General features: G+C 41.5%; 19 protein-coding genes and 3 pseudogenes. 17 read left to right on the top strand and 5 right to left on the bottom strand.

Annotation, left to right across the window (positions count from 1 at the left end):
• The first annotated feature begins 3 nt into the window (after positions 1-3).
• From acbD to F907_RS07165, 14 genes and pseudogenes are all read left to right on the top strand, one after another.
• The gene (gene acbD / locus F907_RS07100) at positions 4-642 is read left to right on the top strand and encodes an acinetoferrin biosynthesis acetyltransferase AcbD (protein ID WP_016652486.1); all 639 of its coding nucleotides are present in this window, start codon (positions 4-6) and stop codon (positions 640-642) included.
• Complete coding sequence (locus tag F907_RS07105) at positions 639-1,010, top strand: hypothetical protein (protein ID WP_016652485.1); 372 nt, start codon at positions 639-641, stop codon at positions 1,008-1,010. The genes acbD and F907_RS07105 overlap by 4 nt, the downstream gene beginning before the upstream one ends.
• Positions 1,007-2,257: an MFS transporter gene (locus tag F907_RS07110; RefSeq protein ID WP_016652484.1), complete on the top strand. Its 1,251-nt coding sequence runs from the start codon at positions 1,007-1,009 to the stop codon at positions 2,255-2,257. Before F907_RS07105 ends, F907_RS07110 begins: the two co-directional genes overlap by 4 nt.
• Positions 2,258-2,266: 9 nt before the next feature.
• Positions 2,267-4,534, top strand: coding sequence for a TonB-dependent receptor (locus tag F907_RS07115; protein WP_016652483.1), 2,268 nt, complete (start codon positions 2,267-2,269; stop codon positions 4,532-4,534).
• A 25-nt stretch (positions 4,535-4,559) separates the two neighbouring features.
• Positions 4,560-5,816: an MFS transporter gene (locus F907_RS07120; RefSeq protein WP_016652482.1), complete on the top strand. Its 1,257-nt coding sequence runs from the start codon at positions 4,560-4,562 to the stop codon at positions 5,814-5,816.
• A 203-nt stretch (positions 5,817-6,019) separates the two neighbouring features.
• Positions 6,020-7,543: pseudogene (mtlD, locus tag F907_RS07125) on the top strand (bifunctional mannitol-1-phosphate dehydrogenase/phosphatase); the annotation flags it as partial.
• Between the two features lie 54 nt (positions 7,544-7,597).
• Positions 7,598-8,530, top strand: coding sequence for an IS5 family transposase (locus tag F907_RS07130; RefSeq protein WP_081402442.1), 933 nt, complete (start codon positions 7,598-7,600; stop codon positions 8,528-8,530).
• Positions 8,531-8,582: 52 nt separating this feature from the next.
• Positions 8,583-9,191, top strand: a pseudogene (locus F907_RS07135) (mannitol dehydrogenase family protein); the annotation flags it as partial.
• An 81-nt stretch (positions 9,192-9,272) separates the two neighbouring features.
• A complete protein-coding gene (locus tag F907_RS07140; protein WP_016652478.1) occupies positions 9,273-9,896 on the top strand; it encodes a 2'-5' RNA ligase family protein in 624 nt (207 codons plus the stop codon).
• A gap of 2 nt (positions 9,897-9,898) precedes the next feature.
• Entirely contained in the window at positions 9,899-10,417 is a 519-nt protein-coding gene (gene cobU / locus F907_RS07145) for a bifunctional adenosylcobinamide kinase/adenosylcobinamide-phosphate guanylyltransferase (RefSeq protein WP_016652477.1), read from the top strand.
• 1 nt (position 10,418) lies between these two features.
• Positions 10,419-11,489, top strand: coding sequence for a nicotinate-nucleotide--dimethylbenzimidazole phosphoribosyltransferase (gene cobT, locus F907_RS07150; RefSeq protein ID WP_016652476.1), 1,071 nt, complete (start codon positions 10,419-10,421; stop codon positions 11,487-11,489).
• Positions 11,479-12,084 carry a histidine phosphatase family protein gene (locus F907_RS07155; protein ID WP_032862112.1) on the top strand — a complete coding sequence of 202 codons (606 nt, stop codon included), beginning with the start codon at positions 11,479-11,481 and terminating at the stop codon, positions 12,082-12,084. Before cobT ends, F907_RS07155 begins: the two co-directional genes overlap by 11 nt.
• Positions 12,085-12,194: 110 nt before the next feature.
• Entirely contained in the window at positions 12,195-13,778 is a 1,584-nt protein-coding gene (locus tag F907_RS07160) for a histidine-type phosphatase (RefSeq protein ID WP_016652474.1), read from the top strand.
• A gap of 100 nt (positions 13,779-13,878) precedes the next feature.
• Positions 13,879-14,622, top strand: coding sequence for an adenosylcobinamide-GDP ribazoletransferase (locus F907_RS07165; RefSeq protein WP_016652473.1), 744 nt, complete (start codon positions 13,879-13,881; stop codon positions 14,620-14,622).
• 59 nt (positions 14,623-14,681) lie between these two features.
• Here the strand turns inward: F907_RS07165 and F907_RS07170 are convergent, their stop codons facing one another.
• The 3 genes from F907_RS07170 to F907_RS07180 all read right to left on the bottom strand — a co-directional run bounded on the left by F907_RS07170 (position 14,682) and on the right by F907_RS07180 (position 18,837).
• A complete protein-coding gene (locus tag F907_RS07170; protein ID WP_016652472.1) occupies positions 14,682-16,145 on the bottom strand; it encodes a PepSY domain-containing protein in 1,464 nt (487 codons plus the stop codon).
• A gap of 3 nt (positions 16,146-16,148) precedes the next feature.
• A complete protein-coding gene (locus F907_RS07175) occupies positions 16,149-18,260 on the bottom strand; it encodes a TonB-dependent receptor (protein ID WP_016652471.1) in 2,112 nt (703 codons plus the stop codon).
• 73 nt (positions 18,261-18,333) lie between these two features.
• Positions 18,334-18,837: a hypothetical protein gene (locus F907_RS07180; protein WP_016652470.1), complete on the bottom strand. Its 504-nt coding sequence runs from the start codon at positions 18,835-18,837 to the stop codon at positions 18,334-18,336.
• A gap of 119 nt (positions 18,838-18,956) precedes the next feature.
• On the opposite strand from F907_RS07180, the pseudogene F907_RS18510 reads away from it, so the two are divergent.
• Positions 18,957-19,179, top strand: a pseudogene (locus F907_RS18510) (AraC family ligand binding domain-containing protein); the annotation flags it as partial.
• Positions 19,180-19,362: 183 nt separating this feature from the next.
• Here the strand turns inward: F907_RS18510 and F907_RS07185 are convergent.
• Positions 19,363-20,454, bottom strand: a complete 1,092-nt coding sequence (locus F907_RS07185) for a 3-deoxy-7-phosphoheptulonate synthase (RefSeq protein ID WP_005270608.1) — start codon at positions 20,452-20,454, stop codon at positions 19,363-19,365.
• A gap of 118 nt (positions 20,455-20,572) precedes the next feature.
• Complete coding sequence (locus tag F907_RS07190; protein WP_016652469.1) at positions 20,573-21,460, bottom strand: sulfite exporter TauE/SafE family protein; 888 nt, start codon at positions 21,458-21,460, stop codon at positions 20,573-20,575.
• Positions 21,461-21,673: 213 nt separating this feature from the next.
• On the opposite strand from F907_RS07190, the gene F907_RS07195 reads away from it, so the two are divergent.
• Both F907_RS07195 and F907_RS07200 read left to right on the top strand, forming a co-directional pair.
• Entirely contained in the window at positions 21,674-22,051 is a 378-nt protein-coding gene (locus F907_RS07195) for a hypothetical protein (RefSeq protein ID WP_016652468.1), read from the top strand.
• A gap of 35 nt (positions 22,052-22,086) precedes the next feature.
• Positions 22,087-22,278, top strand: a complete 192-nt coding sequence (locus tag F907_RS07200) for a hypothetical protein (RefSeq protein WP_005270593.1) — start codon at positions 22,087-22,089, stop codon at positions 22,276-22,278.
• The last annotated feature ends 7 nt before the right edge of the window (positions 22,279-22,285 follow it).

Raw genomic sequence — 22,285 nt, 5'->3', positions numbered from 1 at the left:
AATATGAAAACTATTTCTCAGCAATTACCCGATTACTTTGAATACCACGAAGATGGAACACAGTACTACTTACGCCAAGTGCAATATCCACAAGATATTCCTTTGCTGCATCAGTGGATGCATGAGCCGCATGTTATTCCACAATGGCAATTAAATAAATCAGAGTTAGATCTACAGGTTTACTTCGACAAAATGTTGGCAGATGACCATCAACGTTTATTGATTGTGGGGGTAGATGGCAAAGATGTGGGCTATACCGAGATTTATGAGGGTAAGCGTGATCGTTTAGGTCGTTATTACGACGGTGATGACAATGATCTCGGCTGGCATTTGCTATTTGGTGATAAATCCGTATTTGGTAAAGGTTTCTTACGCCCAACCATTCGTTTACTGAGTTTTTATATTTTTGAATATTCGCAAGCGAAAAAAATCGTGGGTGAACCAGATCATACGGTTAAGCCTTATGCCGCGGTTGTTGCAGAGCTTTGCTATGAAAGCCAGCGTTTAATTCCGATGCCAGAAAAAACGGCGATGTTGTATTACTGCTTTAGAGAAACTTTTTATAACAAGTTTGGTGAATTTTACCAAACTTCACAACAACAGCTCGCTGATCAGCCAGCCAAAACCTTGAGTGTTACATGAGCTTATCCATCAATGAGGTACACATCTTGGACATGCGCTTTGAAGCGCATGTCTCAGTGGCAGAATTCAAGCAGTGGTTAGCACATATTCAACAATATTTCGAACAAAAAAGAAGTTTTGTGTTGATTATGCAAACCGAACTAGATACTGAATTTCCAGAAGAATATCGCGAAATTCAGGGCAAGTGGTATAAGCAATATAAGCAAGATTTTTACCAATATTGCTTAGGACTTGCCCGAATTGCCCAAGATGAAGCAGATCGCATTCGACTGGACACACCAGCTTTACAAAAAGCTTGGCATGTTCCTTATTTTGTTAGTTTAGAAAAAACCGCTGCCATGCAATGGGCCATGCAGAGGTATTTATGAACCAACCATTAAAACATGATCAGGATTTTCCAATAAAAACAGTCTCAGCACTGAGCTTGTCGGTTGTGGTGGTACTTTATCTTGCACATGCGTTGCCACTATATTTTTACAATGTCGCCTTACCTGCGATTTTACGCCATCAGGGCGTCGATTTACGCTGGATCGGGATGTTGTCGCTGCTGTATATCCCGTGGGCATTTAAGTTTTTTTGGGCACCTTTAATTGATCGCTTTTATTTTAAAGCGCTTGGTAAACGTAAAACTTGGCTTTTATTCACCCAGATCGCCTTGGTCTTGGGTGTCGTTGCCTTAGCTTTGACGCAATTTGATTATGGTCTAAGTATCTTTGTCATTGTCGGTTTATGGATATCAACCTTTGCTGCAACCCAAGATATTGCGATTGATGGCTATACCGTTGAAACCTTCTCCGAGTCCGAATACCGATTAGGCAGTATGGCGCAAAGTATTGGTGTGGCGCTCGGCAGTATGATTGGTGGGGCTGCAACTTTATGGTTGTATCAATTATATGGTTGGCAAACCGCACTGATGTGTTTGGCTGCGATGACGGCATTGACCATGATTGCAATTTTTCTAATCAAAGAAAATTCAAATACAGAAAAAATTGCCAAGCAGCCACCGAGTCTGATCCGAGCATTTAAACGTCCAGAAATATTATGGGCTTTGGCACTGATTGTGTGTTATCGCATAGTCGAAGCGCCTGCAATGGCCATGCTAAACCCCATGTTGATTGATCAAAAATGGTCTTTGGCAGAGATTGGTGTATTGATGTCTGTGATCGGTGCGGGTATTGGTTTATTGGCCGCAGTGACAGCTGCATTCCTGTTAAAAAAAATAGAAGCAACACAATTACTGATTTGGGCCGGTTGGGCACGCAGTCTGGTCTATGCCTTACTTGGCCTAGCCGTTTTACTCAGCTGGTTTAACCAGTGGCATATGTTATTGGGACTATTCGTTGTCGTTATTCTGGCAATCCGCTATATCGCCATGACGGCTTTATACGCCCATTTCATGCATACCAGCTCCAAAGAACAGGCAGGAACCGATTTTACCATTTTGGTCTGTTTTGAGCTGCTGGTTTATTTCATTGGCGGTGCAATGTCAGGCTTCTTGGCCAAAGCTTTTGGCTATGGAAATTTTTATCTCATTTTAGCCGCAGCATCTGTCTTGAGCGTCTTGCTCAGCCAAGTGTTAATCCACAAAGCAAAACAAACGGAACAACTCACCTAGGGGAAATCTATGAAAGTACGTTCACTTTCGACATCATTAACACTGCTCAGCTTAGCCATCAGCACACAATTGTATGCAGAGACGGTTGACGCAGATGCCACTGTTCAAACCACTGCTGCAGTTACAAGTCAAAAACCAGCACAACTTGCACCCATCGTAGTGACAGCATCGCGTTCAGCACAAAGTATTGCTGAAATTGCGGGAACAGTTTATCGCATTGAACAAGAAGATATTGCGAAACAAGCGGCTGCGGGTAAAAGTACAGCAGATATTTTAGGTTTGTTAGTTCCATCGCTAACACCAAGCTCTGGTACGACCAGTAACTATGGTATGACCATGCGAGGTCGTACAGTTCAATACATGATTGATGGTGTACCACAAACGGGTTCACGTGATAGTTCGCGCCAGTTAAATAGCATCAGTCCAGATATGATTGAGCGCGTAGAGGTTGTGTCTGGTGCCAGCAGTATTTATGGTTCAGGTGCAACAGGTGGGATCATCAATATCATCACCAAGAAAGGTTCGACAGAGGGCGTTCATTTTGAATCAAAACTTGGCGTAACTTCTGGCGATAACTTTAAAAATGATGCCTTGGCTTATGAAGCATATCAATCTGCTGCATTTAAACAAGGGGACTGGAATGGTTTCCTTGGAGCAAGCTATACTAAACGCGGTGAGATTCAAGACAGTCATGGCGATCGAATTGGGCCTGAAGTCGCACAGACTGATCGTCAAGATACAGAAACTATTGATGTCAATGGTCGCTTAGGTTGGCAGTTTGCTGATAAGCAAAGCATCAGCATTGGTGCACAATATTATAATGATGAACAAGATAGTGACTATGGCGCTGATTACGGTCAAGGATTGTCAGTTCTACTTAATGGTGCAAAACCAAGCCTGAAAGCAGTCAAAGGCTTGGAACTTAATAGTCAGCCAAGAACAAAACGTGCAGCGGTGAATGCACAATATGAAAATCAAGATTTTCTTGGACAAACCTTAAATGCTGAAGCGTACTATCGTACTGAAAAAGGTCGATTCTATCCAAGTGCAAACTATTTAGCACATGCATCAATTCCACGTGGGGGAACATATATTGTTACCCAATCTGAAACGGATATTGATGTATTTGGCGCGCGATTAGCTTTACAGAGTAAATTAAACCTTGCAGATCGTGCATTACATCTGACTTATGGTGTCGATTATGACAAAGAAAAAGGCAAGCAAACAGCACAACTTTATGATTTGAATACTTTTATTGGTAGTAATGGCTTGAAATTTAAGCCTTTAAATAATTATGGTTTTGGTCCTGATGTGGATACTGAAAAGTTAGGATTCTTTTTACAGAGCCAATTTGAAGTCACTGATCGCTTAAATCTACAAGCTGGCGTGCGCCATGAGCGAGTTGATAGTCAAGTAAAGGATTCTGTTCCTTATTCCGAAGCGATGGTTGCAGATTTCGTCTCAGGATATAACCCTAAGACTTTAAAAGGTGGGTCAGTCAAGCATGATGCGACTTTATTTAACTTAGGTGCAGTTTACCATTTAACAGATGCTCAACAAGTCTTTGCCAATTTCTCTCAAGGTGCAAACTTACCAGACGTACAACGTATGCTCAGAGACGTTCCAGCAAACTTTGTTGTAAGCAATCAAACCATTGATCCAATTAAAGTGAATAGTTTTGAGCTAGGTTGGCGTTTACAAGACAATGCTTTAACCACAGGACTTACTGCGTTCTATAACAAGTCGGATAAATCTTTGAAATTTGGTCCGCCAAACTTTGCAATTGAAGTGATTGATACCGATGAACGCGTTTATGGCCTAGAAGGTAATGTGAAGTATGCTGTTACCGATGCATGGAATGTCGGTGGTACTTTGGCTTATACACGTGGTCAATTTAAAAATACCAGCGGTAAATGGCAAGAGTTAGATGCCATCCGTGTTGCACCGTTAAAAGGGACTGTCTATTCAGATTGGCAATTTAACGATGGCCTAGGTTTGCGTGTTCAAGCCTTGGCAATTGGCGGTACAGACAAAGCGCGCAAAGATGCAATTGAATATGGAAGCCGTCCACCAGCAGAAATTAAAGGTTTTGCCGTAATGGATGTGATTGCTAATACGAAAGCTGGTCCAGGAACATTAGGTTTTGGTGTTTATAACGTTTGGAATACGGATTATAAGTCTGTATACAGCCAAGCAGTTTCGACGGTGTATGGCGATATTTCTAGCTTGCCAGCACAAGGCCGTACTTATGGTTTGAGCTATACCCTCAAATACTAATCTAATCAAAAAGGCATCTATTTGGATGCCTTTTCTTTTGATGATGTGCATGATGAACAATAATTTAAAATTTTTAGCACTGGCTGCTTTAATCAATGGCACCTGCTTTTCCATGATTCTCCCATTACTCGCACCTTTGACGCGACAGCTCCATTTATCTGAATTTCAGGGTGGTGTGATTGTTTCAGCAGGGGCAATCTGTATGGCGATTGCCTCCATCTGGATTGCGAAAAAGAAAGGTCGGCTATCTCCCAACCAGCTCGTTAATTATGGTTTTTGGGGAATGACCTTTACTTGGGCTATTTTCAGCTTGATTCTATATTTTGGAACACAAGCGATTTTACCGACATTACTGATTTTTATTTTGCTGGTACTGAGTCGTGCTTCTACAGGCATTTTTATGGCTTTGCCACAAATTGGTCTGCAAAGTTATGTGATGACGCATGCAGCAGAAGCAGATGATCGTAGTAAGCAGATGGCAATGTTTGGTGCAATGAATAGTTTTGGCATGATTGTTGGGCCATTTGCGACGTCAGTCTTATTATTCGGCGGTCTACTTTTTCCGATGTGGATTGCCGTGGGATTACTGGGTTTAGTTAGTATTGCGCTCAGTATCCTGTTTGGCAAAACTGCACAAATTCAGTCTGATATTTCTCAGCTTAAACAAGAAGAGAATAACACTTTAGAGCAGGAGCCAATTCTCAAGCAAAGCTTGATTTGGCTAGCCTTAGGTTTTGTGACTTATGTTGCGATCGTGACTTTAAACATGACAGCAGGTTTTTACATTCAGGATAAATTTTATCTCAGTAGCCAGCAGAGCGCAGTGTATTTCTCTCAATGCATGCTGGTGGTTGGCATTTGTCTGTTACTCACTCAACTTTTAATCGTGAAAGTGTTGCAGCTTAAATTAAATAGCTTAGTGATTATTGGCTTAGTCACCATGTGTTTTGGCTTATTACTTTCATTGTATGCACCTACAATTTTGGTATTTCAGACCAGCTATATTTTTTATGGCGTTTCAGTCGCATGTTTATTACCTGCATTTACCACGGGCGCTGCTCAAGCAGTTTCACAACAGTCGCAGGTTAAAATGGCAAGTTTCTGTACTGCGACACAAGCATTGGGTTTAATTGTGGGTCCTTTACTCAGTACTTTTTTATATCGTTTTAGCAGCCATTTTCCATTCTATTTATTGCTGTTTTTAACCTTGTCAATTGGGTTGTATTTTAGCTGGATACTGATTCGAAAAGAAGGTGAGGCAGCGCTATTACTGGATGAATAAAGCTGAGTTTTTGGTTAAAAAAGACTCATCTTTTTCATGGTAATGCAAGTATTCAGACTATTTCAGTCGAATATTGCCTAGAAACATGGCTTTGTTGTTTATTTTTTAATCAAATTTATTTCATTTATTGAAGATTTGAATTTTAGCGTCACTTTTTATGTACCCTATAAAACGTCATAACAAGATAGATAAAAGGAGTAAAGATGCTTATTTTTCATGATTATCCTGTTCAAGGCGCACTTTTTGACATGGATGGAACAATGTTTGATACCGAGCGCTTGCGCTTCCATACATTGAAACAGGCATCAAAAGAGCTGATTGGACAGGAGTTTTCAGATGAATATTTGATGCAGTGTCTAGGGCTAAGTGCGAAAGCATCGGAGCAGCTGGCACAAAAATTTTATGGTGCAGATGTTCCTTATGGTGCGATTCGCAAACGTGCAGATGAAGTGGAACTAGAATTTGTCCGTAACAATGGTGTACCAATTAAAAAAGGATTGATTCAGGTCTTAGAACGCCTAAGAAAATCAGGCTTAAAAATGGCAGTCGCGACCTCAAGCCGTCGAGCAATTGCCGAAGAATATCTCATTAATGCTAATGTTTATAAATTTTTTGATCTTTTGGTCTGTGGGGATGAAGTTGAAAAGGGTAAACCGCATCCAGAAATCTTTTTAAAAGCCGCACAAAAACTAAATCTACAACCACAACAGTGCCTGATGTTCGAAGATTCTGAAAATGGGATTTGTTCAGCCTATGATGCAGGTGGAATCACGATTTTATTTAAAGATATTAAAGAACCCAACGATCATATGCTCTCCAAAGCAAAGTTCTATTATGCTGATATGTACGAATGTTTGAATGCTTTAGATGAGTTTATTCCCGAAATGGGCATGCCGCAGTTACAAGAGCTATTTCCGCAGAGTTCCAATCAATTGACCGTCGGCATTCATGGTTTTGGTGCCATTGGTGGCGGTTATGTGGCTCAGATATTGTCCTACTGGGATGGTTATACGCGACCAAAACGTATTTTGGCCTCAACTCGAAATCGTCTATACCTAGAGTCCGTGAATAGTTTTGGCAGCTATAGTATTCGATATGGTCAGTCTTCTTATGATGAGCGTATTGATAATCTCACAGTGATTGATGCTGATAATGAACAACAGATGCTAGAAATGTATATGCAATCTAGTCTGATTGCACTTTGCTTACCTGAACAGGCGATTGAGTCTGAGGCCAAAACCATTGCCAAGGGGCTACTGGCTCGTTTTATGTCAGCAGATATACAAAATAATGAGCCGATTACCTTTTTGATTATTCTGAATAAAGTCTGTGCAAAATATTTGGTCTTGAAGCACATCCATGAAGCTTTATTGGAGTTGACGGATGAGGATATTGCCGAACATATTTTAAGTGAACATTATTTTTGCGATACCGTGGTTAATCGAATGGTATCCAAGCTTAGTGATCAAGCCTTATATCGTCAGCTCAATATCAAGCATAACCTGTTTAAGCAATATCAAAATGACCTGAATCCTGAAGCGATTGAGTTGTCAGATGAGACTGCGCTGACTGAACAGCAGGAGCAGCAGATCACACACTGTTTAGATGATATGCGTGGGCAGTTTCAAACAGGGCAATTGCTACAGAATATGGATCTCATCCTGTTCCATAGTGAAACGGATATGCCGATTTATGTAGAGAACCGTAGTCCCTTATTGAGTAAAATGGGCTTTGTTGCACAAACCTATCTGTAAAGGGTTTTTCAGCGATATAATTTTCAAATGAAGAAGCCTACACACAAAATCTACCGCACAACCAATTGGTCCGCATATAACCGAGCACTCATGAGTCGCGGAAATATTGCCATTTGGTTTGATCCTGCTACGCAATGGTATGCGCCATCAAAAGGCAAACAAGGGCGAAATCAAACCTACTCCGACGCAGCCATCCAATGCTGCTTAATGATTAAATCCTTATTCCGTCTGTCTTTACGTATGGTCACTGGCTTTGTGCAAAGTCTGATTAAACTTTGCGGATTAAATTGGATAGCTCCAGATTACACCACGCTTTGTAGAAGACAAAAGCATATTGATATTGTAATCAGCTACCAAAAAAGTAGCGATGGGCTGCATCTACTCATGGACTCTACAGGCATGAAGTTTCTAGGTGAGGGCGAATGGAAATGCAAGAAACATGGACCTGAATATCGTCGCCAATGGCGTAAACTTCATATTGGTATAGATGCTAAAACCCTACAAATACGAGCAGTTCAGCTTACAACCAATAATGTCAGTGATTCACAGGTGCTTGGTGATTTACTTAATCAGATTCCACAAGATGAGCAGATTAACTGTGTTTATACCGATGGAGCTTATGACACCAAGCAATGCCGTCAGGTCATTGCAGATCGGCAAGCGCATGCGGTGATTCCACCTAGAAAAAATGCGAAACCATGGAAAGATACAAAGAGTAGCTCGCTAGAGCGAAATGAATTACTTAGAACAATTAAACGTTTAGGCAGGACACTATGGAAAAAATGGTCAGGCTATCATCGTCGAAGTTTGGTTGAAACTAAGATGCATTGCATCAAATTATTAGGCGATAAACTCAGTGCAAGGAGTTTTGATAGCCAAGTGAATGAGATCCATGCACGTGTAGCAGTCCTTAACAGATTTACGGAATTAGGTCGACCACTTACCCAAGTTACGCCTTAAATTTGGCTCAATTAGGGGCGCTTTGCATTTCAAATCTTTGTGCAACAAAGCCAGTAAAATGCGCCAAATGATTTTAGTCGATCAGATTTCTGAGATTCAAATCATTAAGAATCGCTTATGGAATGGTTGTCATGCCATGCTGGCGTGGTATGCCAGTGCACTTGGACATGACACCATTGGTATTGCCATGGCGGATCCAAAGATCATGAAATATGCAGAACAGGTGGTCAACGAAGTTAAATTGGGCCTAGCCAATATGATTCCCAACCAAGCCAAAGAACTGGATCGTATGGCGGACAGTTTCCTGCATTCTTGTCGATCTGCCTATAAAGATCCCTGCGAGCGCGTGGCTCGTGATCCACTCAGAAAACTCAATCTAAGCGAGCGGGTGTTAGGCAGTTTAGAAGGCCATGTGCAACAACAGCTTCCTTATCAAAAGTTAATGCAAGGCGCAATTTATGGTTATGTCTATGCCTTGAAAATGCTTGAGTTGGGCGAGATTAAAATTGTAAAACATGTACAGACCAATATTGAACATATGGATATTACTGAAAGCCAGAAGAAAGCCTTATTAAACCAGCTCTATCAAGGGATTCAGGCAGAACTAAATCATGAAGCATTCTTGTCACAGTTAGATGAACTGAAACTTCAGACAGCTTAAATGCCCATGATTGGGGAAGAATCTTAACTTCTAAACAGGTTTATGTTTGAATAACACAACTTTCAACATGATGCTGAAGTTGTGTTATTACAAACAGAGACGCAATTGATTGTAACCGAACAGCGTGATTACCCTGAATGGCATGTGGGGCGCTCGGACTATGGGTTGTGGTATATCGAGGTTGATCAGCCAGAACTGATTCAATATTTAGATGAAATCCAAGCACAATTTTCAGACTTGCTGCTTCCGAAACAACAACGTCAATATCACATCACCCTATTTGTTTGTGGTTTCTTGCAACCTTCTGCTCAGCAGTACGATGATGATTTTCAGATTCAGCAGTTAGAGCAACAGATCAAACTGCTTAAAGCATTACAGCTAACAACTTTTGAGCTGGAAATTACACAGATAGATAGCTTTAGCAGTGCTTTATTTTTGCATATCAAAGACCGAGATCATGTACTGGCTCAAATTCGTCAGCAATTTGCTCAAGTGACGAATGAGGTTGCTGCGCTTGAATATTGCCCGCATATTACTTTAGGTCTGTATCGTGAAGCTTGGCTCAGTAATATTGTACTGGAGCGGATACAACAACTTTCAATAAAAAATATAAAGTTTCAGGTCGAAAAAATAGCTTTCGGTTATTATAAAGCTCAGATTTTACAAGGATTACTGTATCCTTATCAGCAAATTGAACTAGGTTAGATATGTTGCAACTGATTTTAGGCGGAGCACGCTCAGGTAAAAGCCGTTTGGCAGAACAAATTGCCAAAGATACAGGTTTATCGGTGATTTACATTGCAACGGCGCAAGCTTTAGATGCAGAAATGAAGCAGCGTATTACACATCATCAACAGCAACGCCCAGCACATTGGCAGGTACTTGAAGAACCGATTCATCTGGCAGATCAACTCTTGCAATGCGATCAAGCCAATCAGCTGATTTTGGTCGATTGCCTGACCTTATGGCTGAGTAATTTATTATTGGCTGAAGATCCAGCCTTGCAGCAACAACAGATGCAAAAACTATTCGAAGTACTACCACAACTACACTCTCAAATTATTCTGGTCAGCAATGAAACTGGGCTGGGAGTGGTACCAATGGGAGAAATTAGCCGTCGTTTTGTCGATGAAGCAGGGCGTTTGCATCAGACTCTGGGGCAACTTGCCGATAAAGTCGTGTTTTGTGTAGCAGGCTTTCCAATGATTTTAAAAGATGAGAAATAACATGACTGAACAAGCGCCATGGTTTTTAGCCGCAGTACAGCAACCCGATTTAGATGCGAAACAACAAGCTGAACAACGACAACTTCAATTGACCAAACCAACTGGTGCTTTGGGCCAACTTGAACAACTTGCAATACAGTTGGCCAGCTTACAAGGCACGCTCCATCCACAGATTCAGCAGCCTTGGATCACAATTTTTGCAGGCGATCACGGCGTTGTAGCCGAAAATATTTCGGCTTATCCGCAGGCCGTGACCCGTCAAATGCTGCAAAATTTTGCTTCAGGCGGTGCAGCTATCAGTGTGATTGCCAAACATCATCATGCACATTTACAAGTGGTGGATTGCGGTACAGTGGGTGAAGCCTATGATTATGTTGGGGTTGAGCGCTATTGCATTCGTGCAGGTACAGCCAATTTTGCCCAACAAGTGGCAATGACGGAACAGGAATGTTTAGCGGCATTACAACTGGGTAAAGACTGCGTTGATCGTGCTAAAGCACAAGCTGCTGATATTTTTATTGCAGGGGAAATGGGGATAGGAAATACCTGTTCAGCTTCAGCACTGGCCTGTTTGTTGTTGCATGAAGGTGCTGCACAACTGACGGGTGTGGGGACAGGAATTAATAACCAACAACTACAACATAAGATCGCTGTCATTGATCAAGCCGTGAAGCTGCATCAACAGAATGTGGCGGATGATGCTTTAAAAATTCTGGCAGCTGTTGGCGGTCTAGAAATTGCGGCAATGATAGGTGCTTATATTCGCTGTGCACAAATCGGTTTGCCGATTGTGGTAGATGGCTTTATTAGCTCGGTTGCAGCCTTGTGTGCGGTACGTATGCAACCACAAAGCCATGCATGGATGCTGTTTGGACATCAATCAGCTGAGTATGGACATCAACGTGTCTTAAATGCATTGGATGCACAACCCATTTTAAACATGAATTTGCGTCTTGGCGAAGGCAGTGGTGCTGGAGCTGCACTGTCTATGTTGCATCTGGCGTGTGTTCTGCATAATCAAATGGCAACCTTTGCCGAAGCTGCGGTTACGGGTGATAAAGTTGCACCTTGATTTACTGCGGCATGGGGAAACGACACTCAGCCATACCTTACGTGGACATTTGGATGATGTACTTACTGAACAAGGTTGGTTGCAAATGCAATCCACCGTTGAGCAACATCTTGCTGCTCAAGTACAATGGGATGTAATCATCAGTTCGCCATTACAACGCTGCCAAAAATTTGCGGCAGTATTGGCCAAACAACTTGAATTACCTTTGCTGCTCAATGCAGAAATTAAGGAAATGTATTTTGGCGATTGGGAAGGTATTGCGACTCAAACCATCTACGAAACAGAGCCTGAGCTATTGGCAAATTTCTGGCAGTATCCAACCCGATATCAAGCACCGAATGGGGAATCACTGAATCAATTTCAGCAGCGCGTTATGCATGGTTTTGATGAAATTTACATGCAAATGCAGCAGCATCATTGGAATAGGGCTTTGGTGGTGACACATGGTGGGGTGATTAAATTACTCACTTGTTTGGCACGTCATCATAAGTTAGATGATCTATTAAGCATGTCCGCAGAGTTAGGAAAGCTATATGCTTTAAACTTAACTCAAATTGAAAATAAAATTCATTTTTCTGAAAAGACAGCAACTTAGCAGCGATAAAATCTTATTCTATTTCCAGTATTTGCTTGGGTCTTGTAATCGAACTGTCATTGCCACTGCCTATGATACAGGGCATTTCTTGACCTATAAGCAAATCATCCATGAATATATTATTGAAAAGCAGTGTGTTATGCGCGAGCATTGTATTGGCGGCATGTAATAATGACGATCACATAGAATCGCAAAATCCGCCAGAAACGAGTACTGCATCAAAATATTATCAGACTAAAACTCCATACCAGCCGCAACAAGATCTAAAAAAATATGAAGCCATTCCGCAAGGGTTTCAGCCAGTATTTACTGAATTGGTTGCTCGTCATGGTTCTCGCGGCTTATCCAGCATCAAATATGATTTAGCGTTGTATAACCTGTGGAAACAGGCCAAAGCTGAAAATGCGCTTACCCCTTTAGGCGAAAAGCTGGGGGCAGATTTGGAAAGCATGATGAAGGCTAATATTCTTCTCGGTTATGGTGTAGATGGCATCCGTCAGTTTGGCTATGGTAATGAAAGCATGCAAGGTATTCAGGAGCATCGCGGTATTGCCGATCGTTTATTGCAACGGCTTCCAACTTTGTTTCAAAGTGCAGCACAGCAATCATCATCAATTTTAGTACAAAGCTCAGGTGTAGACCGTGCTGTAGATAGCGCCAAGTTTTTTACGGCTGAATTGATTCAACAGCAGCCACAATTAAAGACACACATCACCCCAGTCTCCTACACCAGCTTAGCCAGTAGCAGTGTGCCATCAATTGAAGATGGCGGCGTTGATCGTTTTAAACTCTATTTTCATAGTTTGAACAAAGAGCAAGATCTAGTACAACCTTTATCGGCGCAACAACAGGCGATTTACGATGCCAGCCAAGCCTATCAGCATTTTGAAGAAGAGGATGCAGATCTGGTCAATAAGTTAAATGAGCTTGCGAAAAATAGTCGTGCTGAACAAGTGGCAAAGAGCGTATTAAGTCCACTGTTCAAAGCAGAGTTTATTCAAAAGTTGGGAACCACAGGCTATGTATTTAGCAATACCGGTTCATATAGCGTCACTTCACCAAAAGGTGAAACCATCACTGAAAAAGGTAAGGGTAAAAATAGTATTGCCAGTGCTGTGGATGCGGCGGCTTATATCTATGAGTTATATTCAATTTCAGGCGGCATGAAAACTGAGCTGAAAGGGACTGATTTTGATCAGTATATGCCTGTAGATGCAGCAAAGTTCTATGCTGAATTTAACGATGCCAATGATTTTTACAGCAAAGGCCCAAGTTTTACCGAATCGAAGAATGTCACCAGTGCAATTGCCCAAGGTTTAAAACAGGACTTATTTAAACAGGTCGATGCGATTGTGGGTAAACAGCAGCCACATCGTGCAGTATTACGTTTTGCCCATGCTGAAATCATTATTCCTTTGGCGACCAGTTTAGAGTTGCATAACATGATGCAGCCTTTACCGTTACGTCAAACTTATAGCTATAACACCAGCGCTTGGCGTGGGGAGATGGTGTCACCGATGGCAGCAAATCTACAGTGGGATATTTATCAAGATAAGCAAGGCACAACCTTGCTGAAAATGTTCTATAACGAGAAAGAAACCTTGTTTAAGTCGAGTTGTAACTATGCACGTTATAGCAATAACAGTTTTTATTATGATTATTTGAAGCTTAAACAATGTTATCAAATTCAATAATCTAAGATATTCGACCTTTTCATTTGGGAATAGCTTGCTATTCCCAATTTTATTTCTTCATAATCCATGCACGATGAACCTGATGTGATTGAGAGGTTGCATGACACCTTTTTGGATTGCCTTGCAGTTTTTGACTGTTTTACCAATTGAACTCAAAACGATGCCAAGCGCAAAGCAGAATGGTCAGGCATTACTATTTTATCCTTTGGTTGGCTTGTTGCTTGGATTGATTTTATTTGCCTCAGCAATGCTGTTAGTAAAGCTTCCGATCATCTTGAGCGCGGCGCTGATTCTCGTACTTTGGATTTGGCTGACGGGTGGATTACATCTTGATGGTTTAGCAGACAGCGCAGATGCATGGGTGGGTGGATTTGGTGATCCTGAACGAACTTTGAAAATCATGAAAGACCCTGCTTGTGGTCCAATCGGGGTGCTGAGTTTAGTCGTAGTCTGCTTGCTGAAATTTGTGGCTTTATACGTTCTGCTCGAACAACAAATGGCTGCCTTTTTAATTGTCTTGCCTATGCTGGGGCGCAGTGTGCCACTGTTTTTATTCCTCACTACACCTTATGTGCGTGCTCAAGGCTTAGGACGCTCTATGATTGATTTTATGCCAAAAAAGCAAATATGGATGGTTTTTGTCATTACAATTGCATTGCTTTGTGTATTTAAATGGGTGGGTTTGGTTGCACTATTGGTTTTTTTACTGATGCTTTTCTATTTGCGTTCTGTATTTATTAAACGTATTGGTGGAATTACTGGCGATACGGTGGGTGCTGCAATTGAGTTGGCTGAAACGGGTGTGATTCTCAGTGCTGTGATTGCTTCATTCTATATTATTTAAAAAATTGACCATTTGAGGTGGAGTGATCCTGCTAAAAAAGAAGGATCACTTTAATGATACTAGCGCTTACGTAATTGAACCAAGAAACCAAGTATGGCGAGCAAAGCAACCAACCCGGCAATCGTACCCAGAATGATATCTCGAAGCGTTTTATCTATTGGCAACCATGTCCATTTGTGCAAATAAGCAAAGCTAAATCCTTCTAAAGCATCTTGTTGGGTAACTTGTGCTGCAATCACGCCACTGCTAGGCTCAATATACAGTCTGAGTTGATTCTCTAACTGCGTCTCAACCTTGATGACGGGCAGCCGTTTGTTGATAAAACCATATTCTCCTCCAAAGCTGGTCACCCATGAAGCGTGTTGCACTTGCTCAGGCTGTAATCTTAAATAGCTTGCAGCCAATAGTTTGCTTTGTTCAAGAATATCAAGTACCTTAGCATTATTGGTATCAACAAATTGGATGTTAGCTGCCGCTGTTTTGCTAGGGTGATGATTGTGCTCTTTGCTTGCAGCCGTCATGCTTCCTTGTAGTGGTGCTTGTCCAATGGCTTGAATCATCCATGCTGCATGGCTATGTGTTTCGCTAAAGGACGTGGGAACAAGATCCAGCCGTTGAATGGGGTGTGTCGTGACCTGCTGCCATGCTTGAGTACTTAAATCAGCAGTATGAAAAACAGGTTGAATGTTTTTAATATCAGGTTTTTTCTGCCAAAGATGATAGGAACCACTCATCACCCAAAGCAGAATAAACACGCTTAAACTGATGCCTAAATAGCGATGGAGAAAGCGTATTGGTTTTTGCCCTAGACGATGATTGCGCCGATTGTGAATGTTAAAAAATAAGCTTATCCCCATAAAAATCATACAGAGTATGCCAATCAAAGCCAGCTGCATAAGAACAGTTTGGCCTATCCAAGCTTGATCACCCCACGTCCATGTATGACCTAAGCGGAAGATTTTTGCCATCCACATCTTTTGATCATTGGAGAGTGTAGCCAATCGGGCTTGTGAAGGATCTACATAGGCACGTAAACCATTTTGAAAATCAACCCGCCAAACAGGCAGTAAACGATTGACACTCGGATAATCATCACTGAATGTGGTGATGATTTGACTGGATACAATGTCCTGTTGTGATAAGCCTGTATACCAAAGTGCTAAACGTTGGGCATCTTGCTGTTCTGCATCAATCAGCAATTGACCTGTCTGACTATCATAATATTCAGCAATCTTTTGATTGGGTTGTAAGACGCGATAGGCAATCTGCTGAGATGTTAATTCAATCACCTGTAAGGCTGAAAATTGCGTTATCCGATGTTTCTTTAAAACATCAGAAGCTGCTAAGGCATGTGTTAAATCCAATTGTTGAGATGGGGGCATTCGTTTTACAGGCTGAGGTTGTGTTGCACTCATGATTGGATGCAACACACCTGTTAAAGACCAAAATAAAACGAGAATGCCGAACACCATCCCAAAACGACGGTGTAATGACAGTCGTTTTTTAAGTTGTCTGGCATTCATGGCTTATTTCCCAAAGTGGTAGCTTAAGCCTAATAAATAGGTTCGAGGTGCAGCAGGTGTATAGCTGGCCTGATTATTACTAAACGAAGTACTTTCTGCATAATGCTGATCTGTGGCATTCAGGATTTGCCCATAGATTTCATAGGCATTTTTACGGTAGTTGGCCCGTAGATTCAGCAAAGTATGGCCATCATACTTTTCCGTGTTGGCATCATTAATCCAGTAAGAACCGACATAAACGGCTTCCGCAGAAAGTAATAGTTCAGGTATTGGCTTGATCTGGTATTCAAGCGTACCAAATGTTTTAGGTGCACTTGGCATGGTGTTGCCGCTGTAATCTAAAATGCTGGAAGGTTGAAACTGTTTATATTCATGTTTGGCAACACTGCCTGAAAGTTTTAAGCGCTGATCATAAAGTTCACTGAGTTTCCAAGTTCCCCCAATTTCAATGCCTTGATGTAAGGTTTTACCTGTATTGCGTGGCTCACGGGTATTGTCTGGCTTGGTATAGCTCATCACTTCATCTTCACCTGCTAAACGATATATAGTGATTTCACCATCTAAGCGATCATCCAATAATTTGAAGCGTAAACCCGCATCAATATTCTCAAATGTGGCTTCCTTTAGGTTTGGCGTGACCAGATTCGCACCATATAAACTGCTGACTTCGGGTGGGACAAAGCCCTGTGACCAATTGCTATACAGGTCAATTGCTGGCGTCATGTTCCAGACAAAACCGACTTGAGGGCTGGCTTTGTGGAAATTACGCTTTTCATCTGGCGCACCTGTAATTTTTGAAGGCGTTAATTTATTTTCATAGTCATAACCAATCCAGTCATAACGTGCACCACCGACTAAATTTAAAGTCGGTAAAACTTGCCAATTGGCTTGCGCATAGACGGCCTGATTATTCACATCAACATTAAAATCTCGTAGGCGTTGACGTTGTTGATAACTGGTATAGACCAAAGTGTTCGGATCACGGAAAACTTGGATATCATTGGTTTTGGCTTGATTGGGAGTGTGTTCAGCCATCGCACCAACAATCAGTTTGACTTGATCAAAACTAATCGCGTGTTGAGCATTTAAACCATAAGACTGAAACGCGTTATAGGTGGTTTGTCCGCTATAAGTGCCAGTTGGCTTGCCATTTTTAACATCGGTACGGATGTTATAACTTGGGTTTTGCTCGGTGGTATTGTCTCGATAATATAAGGTGACTTGGCTTTGTTGCTGATCATTCCACTGGTGGCTAATTTGAGAAGAAAGCCGTGTGGCGTCAACTTCGCGGTAGGTAAACGTTTGGTAGCTATATCCCGGGTGCTTGCGATAATCATCCAGATTTAAGCTACCGGTCATATCTGCCTTTAAATGGTTATAACTGACAATATTTTTGATTTGTGTGGCATCAGAGATGCGCCAATCGTGTCTGAGCGTTATGCTTTGCTTATTGCTTTCAGCATGGTCTTGCCAGCTATCACCACGATCACTGGCATAGGCTGAAAGTCTTAAACCATGCTCGCCCCACTCGCTATCAAAGGTATTCGATGCACCCACATCGACACGGCGATATCCCTCAGAACTGGCACTGATGCCCAGATCGGCTGTCGGTGTCGCACTTGGTGCTTTGGTCAGAAAATTAATGGTTCCACCAATCGCATTGCTGCCATATAAGCTACTGGCTGGGCCCCTTAAAATTTCGATACTATCAATACCTGCCAAATTCACTTCATATAAGGCATTGTGGTTAAACACACCCACGGGACGAATTGAAATCCCATCTTCTAAATATTGATAAACGGCAGCTGTGGTCATCGGTTGGCGAATCGACATCATATGCTGTTCATTGCCCAAATCATTCATCAACACACCTGGTGTTTGATTAATGATTTGTCCAATAAAGGTTGCATGTTTATCTTCAATGTCCTTGTTGCTAATTTTACTAATCGCAGCAGGGGTATTATTAATCGATTCACCTTCACGACTTGCGGTGACCACAATCGTAGCTAAGGTTTTAGTTGCATCAGATGGCACAGTTTCTGCAAAAACAACAGAACTATAGGCAACAGACAGGCACGCAGCCGCGAGTACAGACAAACGGAATGGAGTATTCATTTTGAACTCTATAAAAAGCAATAAACGAGAACGCACCACCGTTATTTACGGGGCACGAAGTAAAATTTGCGATTTATAAAGCGAGTGGCGGGGCTTGTTTGATCGGAAAGATATAGAAGATACGGGCGATGTGCAGATCTTCTGTCCACGTATGGCACAGGCAGCGAACGCGACTGAACCAAGCCAGTAGAAATATAATAATGAATGCAATGAGCGGGACGATTGCAGCAGCATCTAGACCATGGGAGCAGAGAGGACAATGCTTCATGATTTGGCTGGCCAGTGCATACACCTGTTGTGCATATTCACTGAGCTGAGCATGTTTGGCATGCTGTAGCTGCTGTCCGTGATGCATGTCATGCATGCTGTGTTGATGATGACTTGAATGCGTCTGAGACATCAACGATGCATTTTGAATTTCGGTGACTTGGCAATGGCTTGGCATTGCATAAAGTGCAGGTACGACGCCTGTATGGACCATCGTTGGTAAGAAGATATGCCAGAGTAAACACAGCAAAGTAATCGCGCCGAAACTGGCACGCCACTTAAGCATATGTTGACGAAAACTGGACTTCATATCAGCGATACGTCGTAGGAGAAATGTGGCAGAAGTATAATCAAAAAACAACTTATAGATCAAAGTAAAATTGAGATATTCTGAGGCTGCTGAATTCAGTATTTTATGGGCAGATCAGCTTGTCAAAAATAGCAAATCAGTCCGATTGGATTGTTTGGGCTTCTGAGAGATCACTTGGAAAGAATTGAAGCTTTCTTTTCCGATTATGTGTATGAACCACATCAACATGATACTTTTGAGATTGGCCGAACCTTGTCTGGTCTACAAAGTTTTCATTATCGTGGTGAAGTCAGGTATAGTCAGCATGGCATGACTCAAGAATGTTTCCATTACCGAATGATGTGTATGTGCACATCACACTTAAGGTATAAAGAAAAATTTCCATGATTAACCTAAATTAATCCATAACAAAGGAAGATCAACATAGGGCATAGTGCTGTGAGCTGTATTGTACGTTTGGGCAAGTGATCGAATTGATAAACAAAAAAAACAGGCTCTTATGAGCCTGTTTTTTCAAAGATCGAATTAACGTGTTGGTAAGACGTCTTTTAATGCTTCATGCATTTCGAGTAATGCTTTTTCAGTGGTTTCCCAATCGATACAGCCATCAGTCACGGATTTACCGTATTCAAGATCACATAAGTTTTCAGGAATATCCTGACGACCACCTTTTAAGTGACTCTCAACCATGATTCCAACGATGGACTTGTTACCATCAAGGATTTGTTCCGTGATGTTTTTTAACACCAATGGTTGTAAGTACGGGTCTTTGTTTGAATTGGCATGACTAGTATCAATCATGATCTTATTGCTGACTTTGGCTTTTGCCAAAGCGGCTTCAGCTTCTGCAACGGAAGTTGCATCATAGTTTGGCTTACCATTACCACCACGTAATACCACGTGTGCGTATGGGTTACCTTTGGTATTGATAATCGCAACTTGACCATCTTCATTGAGGCCTAAGAAGCTATGACCATGCTTTACAGATTGCATGGCATTGGTTGCAACGGTTAAGCCGCCATCGGTACCATTTTTGAAGCCTACAGGCGAAGATAAACCTGAAGACATTTCACGGTGGGTCTGGCTTTCAGTAGTACGTGCGCCAATTGCAGACCATGAAATCAAGTCTTGATAGTATTGTGGTGAGTTAGGATCCAGTGCTTCAGTTGCACATGGTAAACCTTTTTCATTCAAATCAATCAATAAACCACGACCAATATGCAAGCCTTTTTCAATATTGAAAGAGTCATTCATGTCAGGGTCGTTGATTAAACCTTTCCAACCGACTGTAGTACGTGGCTTTTCAAAATAAACACGCATCACCAGATATAAGGTATCTTTTACTTTTTCGCTAAGAACTTTGAGGCGATCAGCATATTCATGAGCAGCTTTAGGATCGTGAATCGAACAAGGGCCAATCACCACAAACAAGCGCTTGTCGTTGCCATCTAAAATATTACGTACAGTTGCACGTCCTTGTAATACAGTTTGAGACGCAGCTTTTGATAAAGGCAGGTCTGCTTTCAGCTCAGCTGGAGTAATCAAGGTTTGAATGCTTTTAATATTAACGTCGTCGATATCGGGCTGAGAAACTGTATTTGGCTGTAGAGTATTCATTGCTGTCACAAATTCAATCGGAAGAAAGGGTTATTTTGTCTGCGAATATAGCATGAAATGCCGATTGGTTAACTAGCGATAATTATAAATTATGCAGAAATAATCGGCATTGTAATGCTTAAACTGTTGTAGTTACATGCTTTGTTTGCTGAATGACCACGGCATGCTGCGTTTCAACCGGCTTTGGTTTAGCCTTGATAGGGTTGAGCATAAAGTTGACACCGAGTGCAAATAAAGTGATGCCCAAAATTTTTCGAATCAGTCTTTCTGGCATACGTGAGCTAATGAGTGTACCCACAATAATTGCCGGAATTGAACCCACCAATAACCACATCAACAGGCTAAAGTCGACATTACCTGAAGACATATGGCTTAGGCCAGCAACTGCTGTCAGTAATACCGCATGCACTACGTCTGAACCAATAATACGAATCATTGGAAGATTTGGAAACATCAGAACAAGCGCCATGATGCCAAAAGCACCAGCTCCAACTGAAGATAAGGTCACAAAGATGCCTAACACAATGCCCATAATCACAATGTAATGACGCTTGTGTTGCAGTGCATGCTGTTCACTTTCCATATCCGCTTGTTCACGGTTACGAAACTTATCAAAGAACTTTTCAATTTGCGCACGGAACACAATTGAAATGCCTGTTAAGGTCAACATAAAGCCCAAGACCATAGTCAGTACAGCTTTATAGTGGGTAGATTGACTTAGATAATGTTCAAGCACCCAAGAGGTTGCAAAAGATGCAGGGATACTACCGAGTGCAAGCCATAAGACAATCGGCCAGACAATATTCAGTTTTTTGGCATGAACAACTGAACCGCAGAACTTTGAAATTGAGGCATAAAGTAGATCAGTACCAATGGCGATATGAGGTTCAATCTTAAATAGACTAATCAGGATAGGGGTCATCAATGAACCACCGCCGACACCTGTGATACCAACACAGAAGCCAACCAATACCCCAGCCATAATAAATTCTATAGGACCAAACATCGACAATATGCCTAATTATGCAAAAATCAGCATATCTTATGCTTATTTTAGATAACTCGTTGTGACGAATAATGATTTACTTATGCAAAAAAAAGCTAAAGAAACTCAAATTTTGGTTTTTAGATCATCTAGATTTAGATTCGCTTGCTTTATCAACGGTGATTGATTTATTTTAAACCCATACACGGATTGTATGTTTGATCATTTTGCCCTATGTCTGTTTTTATTCGAAGTCTCATTTCATTGCTGATTGCGCTATGTTTTATAAGCAATAGTTTTGCAATGGCGATCTCTACGAATGAAGTGGCTCAACCTGTTGTAGCGCAAGTCATGCCAAATCATGCTGTCATGTCTGATTGTGGTGTAGCCATGATGAGTAAGCATGATCGCTTGGAAAGCAGTGGCAAAATGGATACATCACATTGTCAAAAGAGTCTGTGTTGCTTAGGTGTTACATTTGAGCAAAGGTCTTCTTCCATTGAGCGAAGTCTACAATCAATTAAAGCAGCAAATTCAGCTTATGTGCATCAACTGACTTTAGGGATTTATCAGTTGCCTTATCGGCCTCCAAATCATGTCCTGTTTTTATAAATGTAAATTTCTTATTTTATTTAAAGGACATGATCATGTTTAACTTAAAAACTGTATTATTTTCAACGCTTTTATTGGCCACTACTGTACCCGCTTTTGCTGCAACTGATTGTTGCAAAGAACAAGAGGCCGCCAATAAAAAAGAGTGCTGTGAAAAAAAGATGAAATGTTGTGATGACAAAGACAAAGCTACTTCTCAGGAAGACCATAGCCATCACGGGCATTAATTCTTAA

The sequence above is a fragment of the Acinetobacter colistiniresistens genome (assembly GCF_000413935.1).
Classification (GTDB): domain Bacteria; phylum Pseudomonadota; class Gammaproteobacteria; order Pseudomonadales; family Moraxellaceae; genus Acinetobacter; species Acinetobacter colistiniresistens.
The sequence above is the reverse complement of the archived record's forward strand: the minus strand, read 5'-3'. Positions and strand labels throughout refer to the sequence as shown.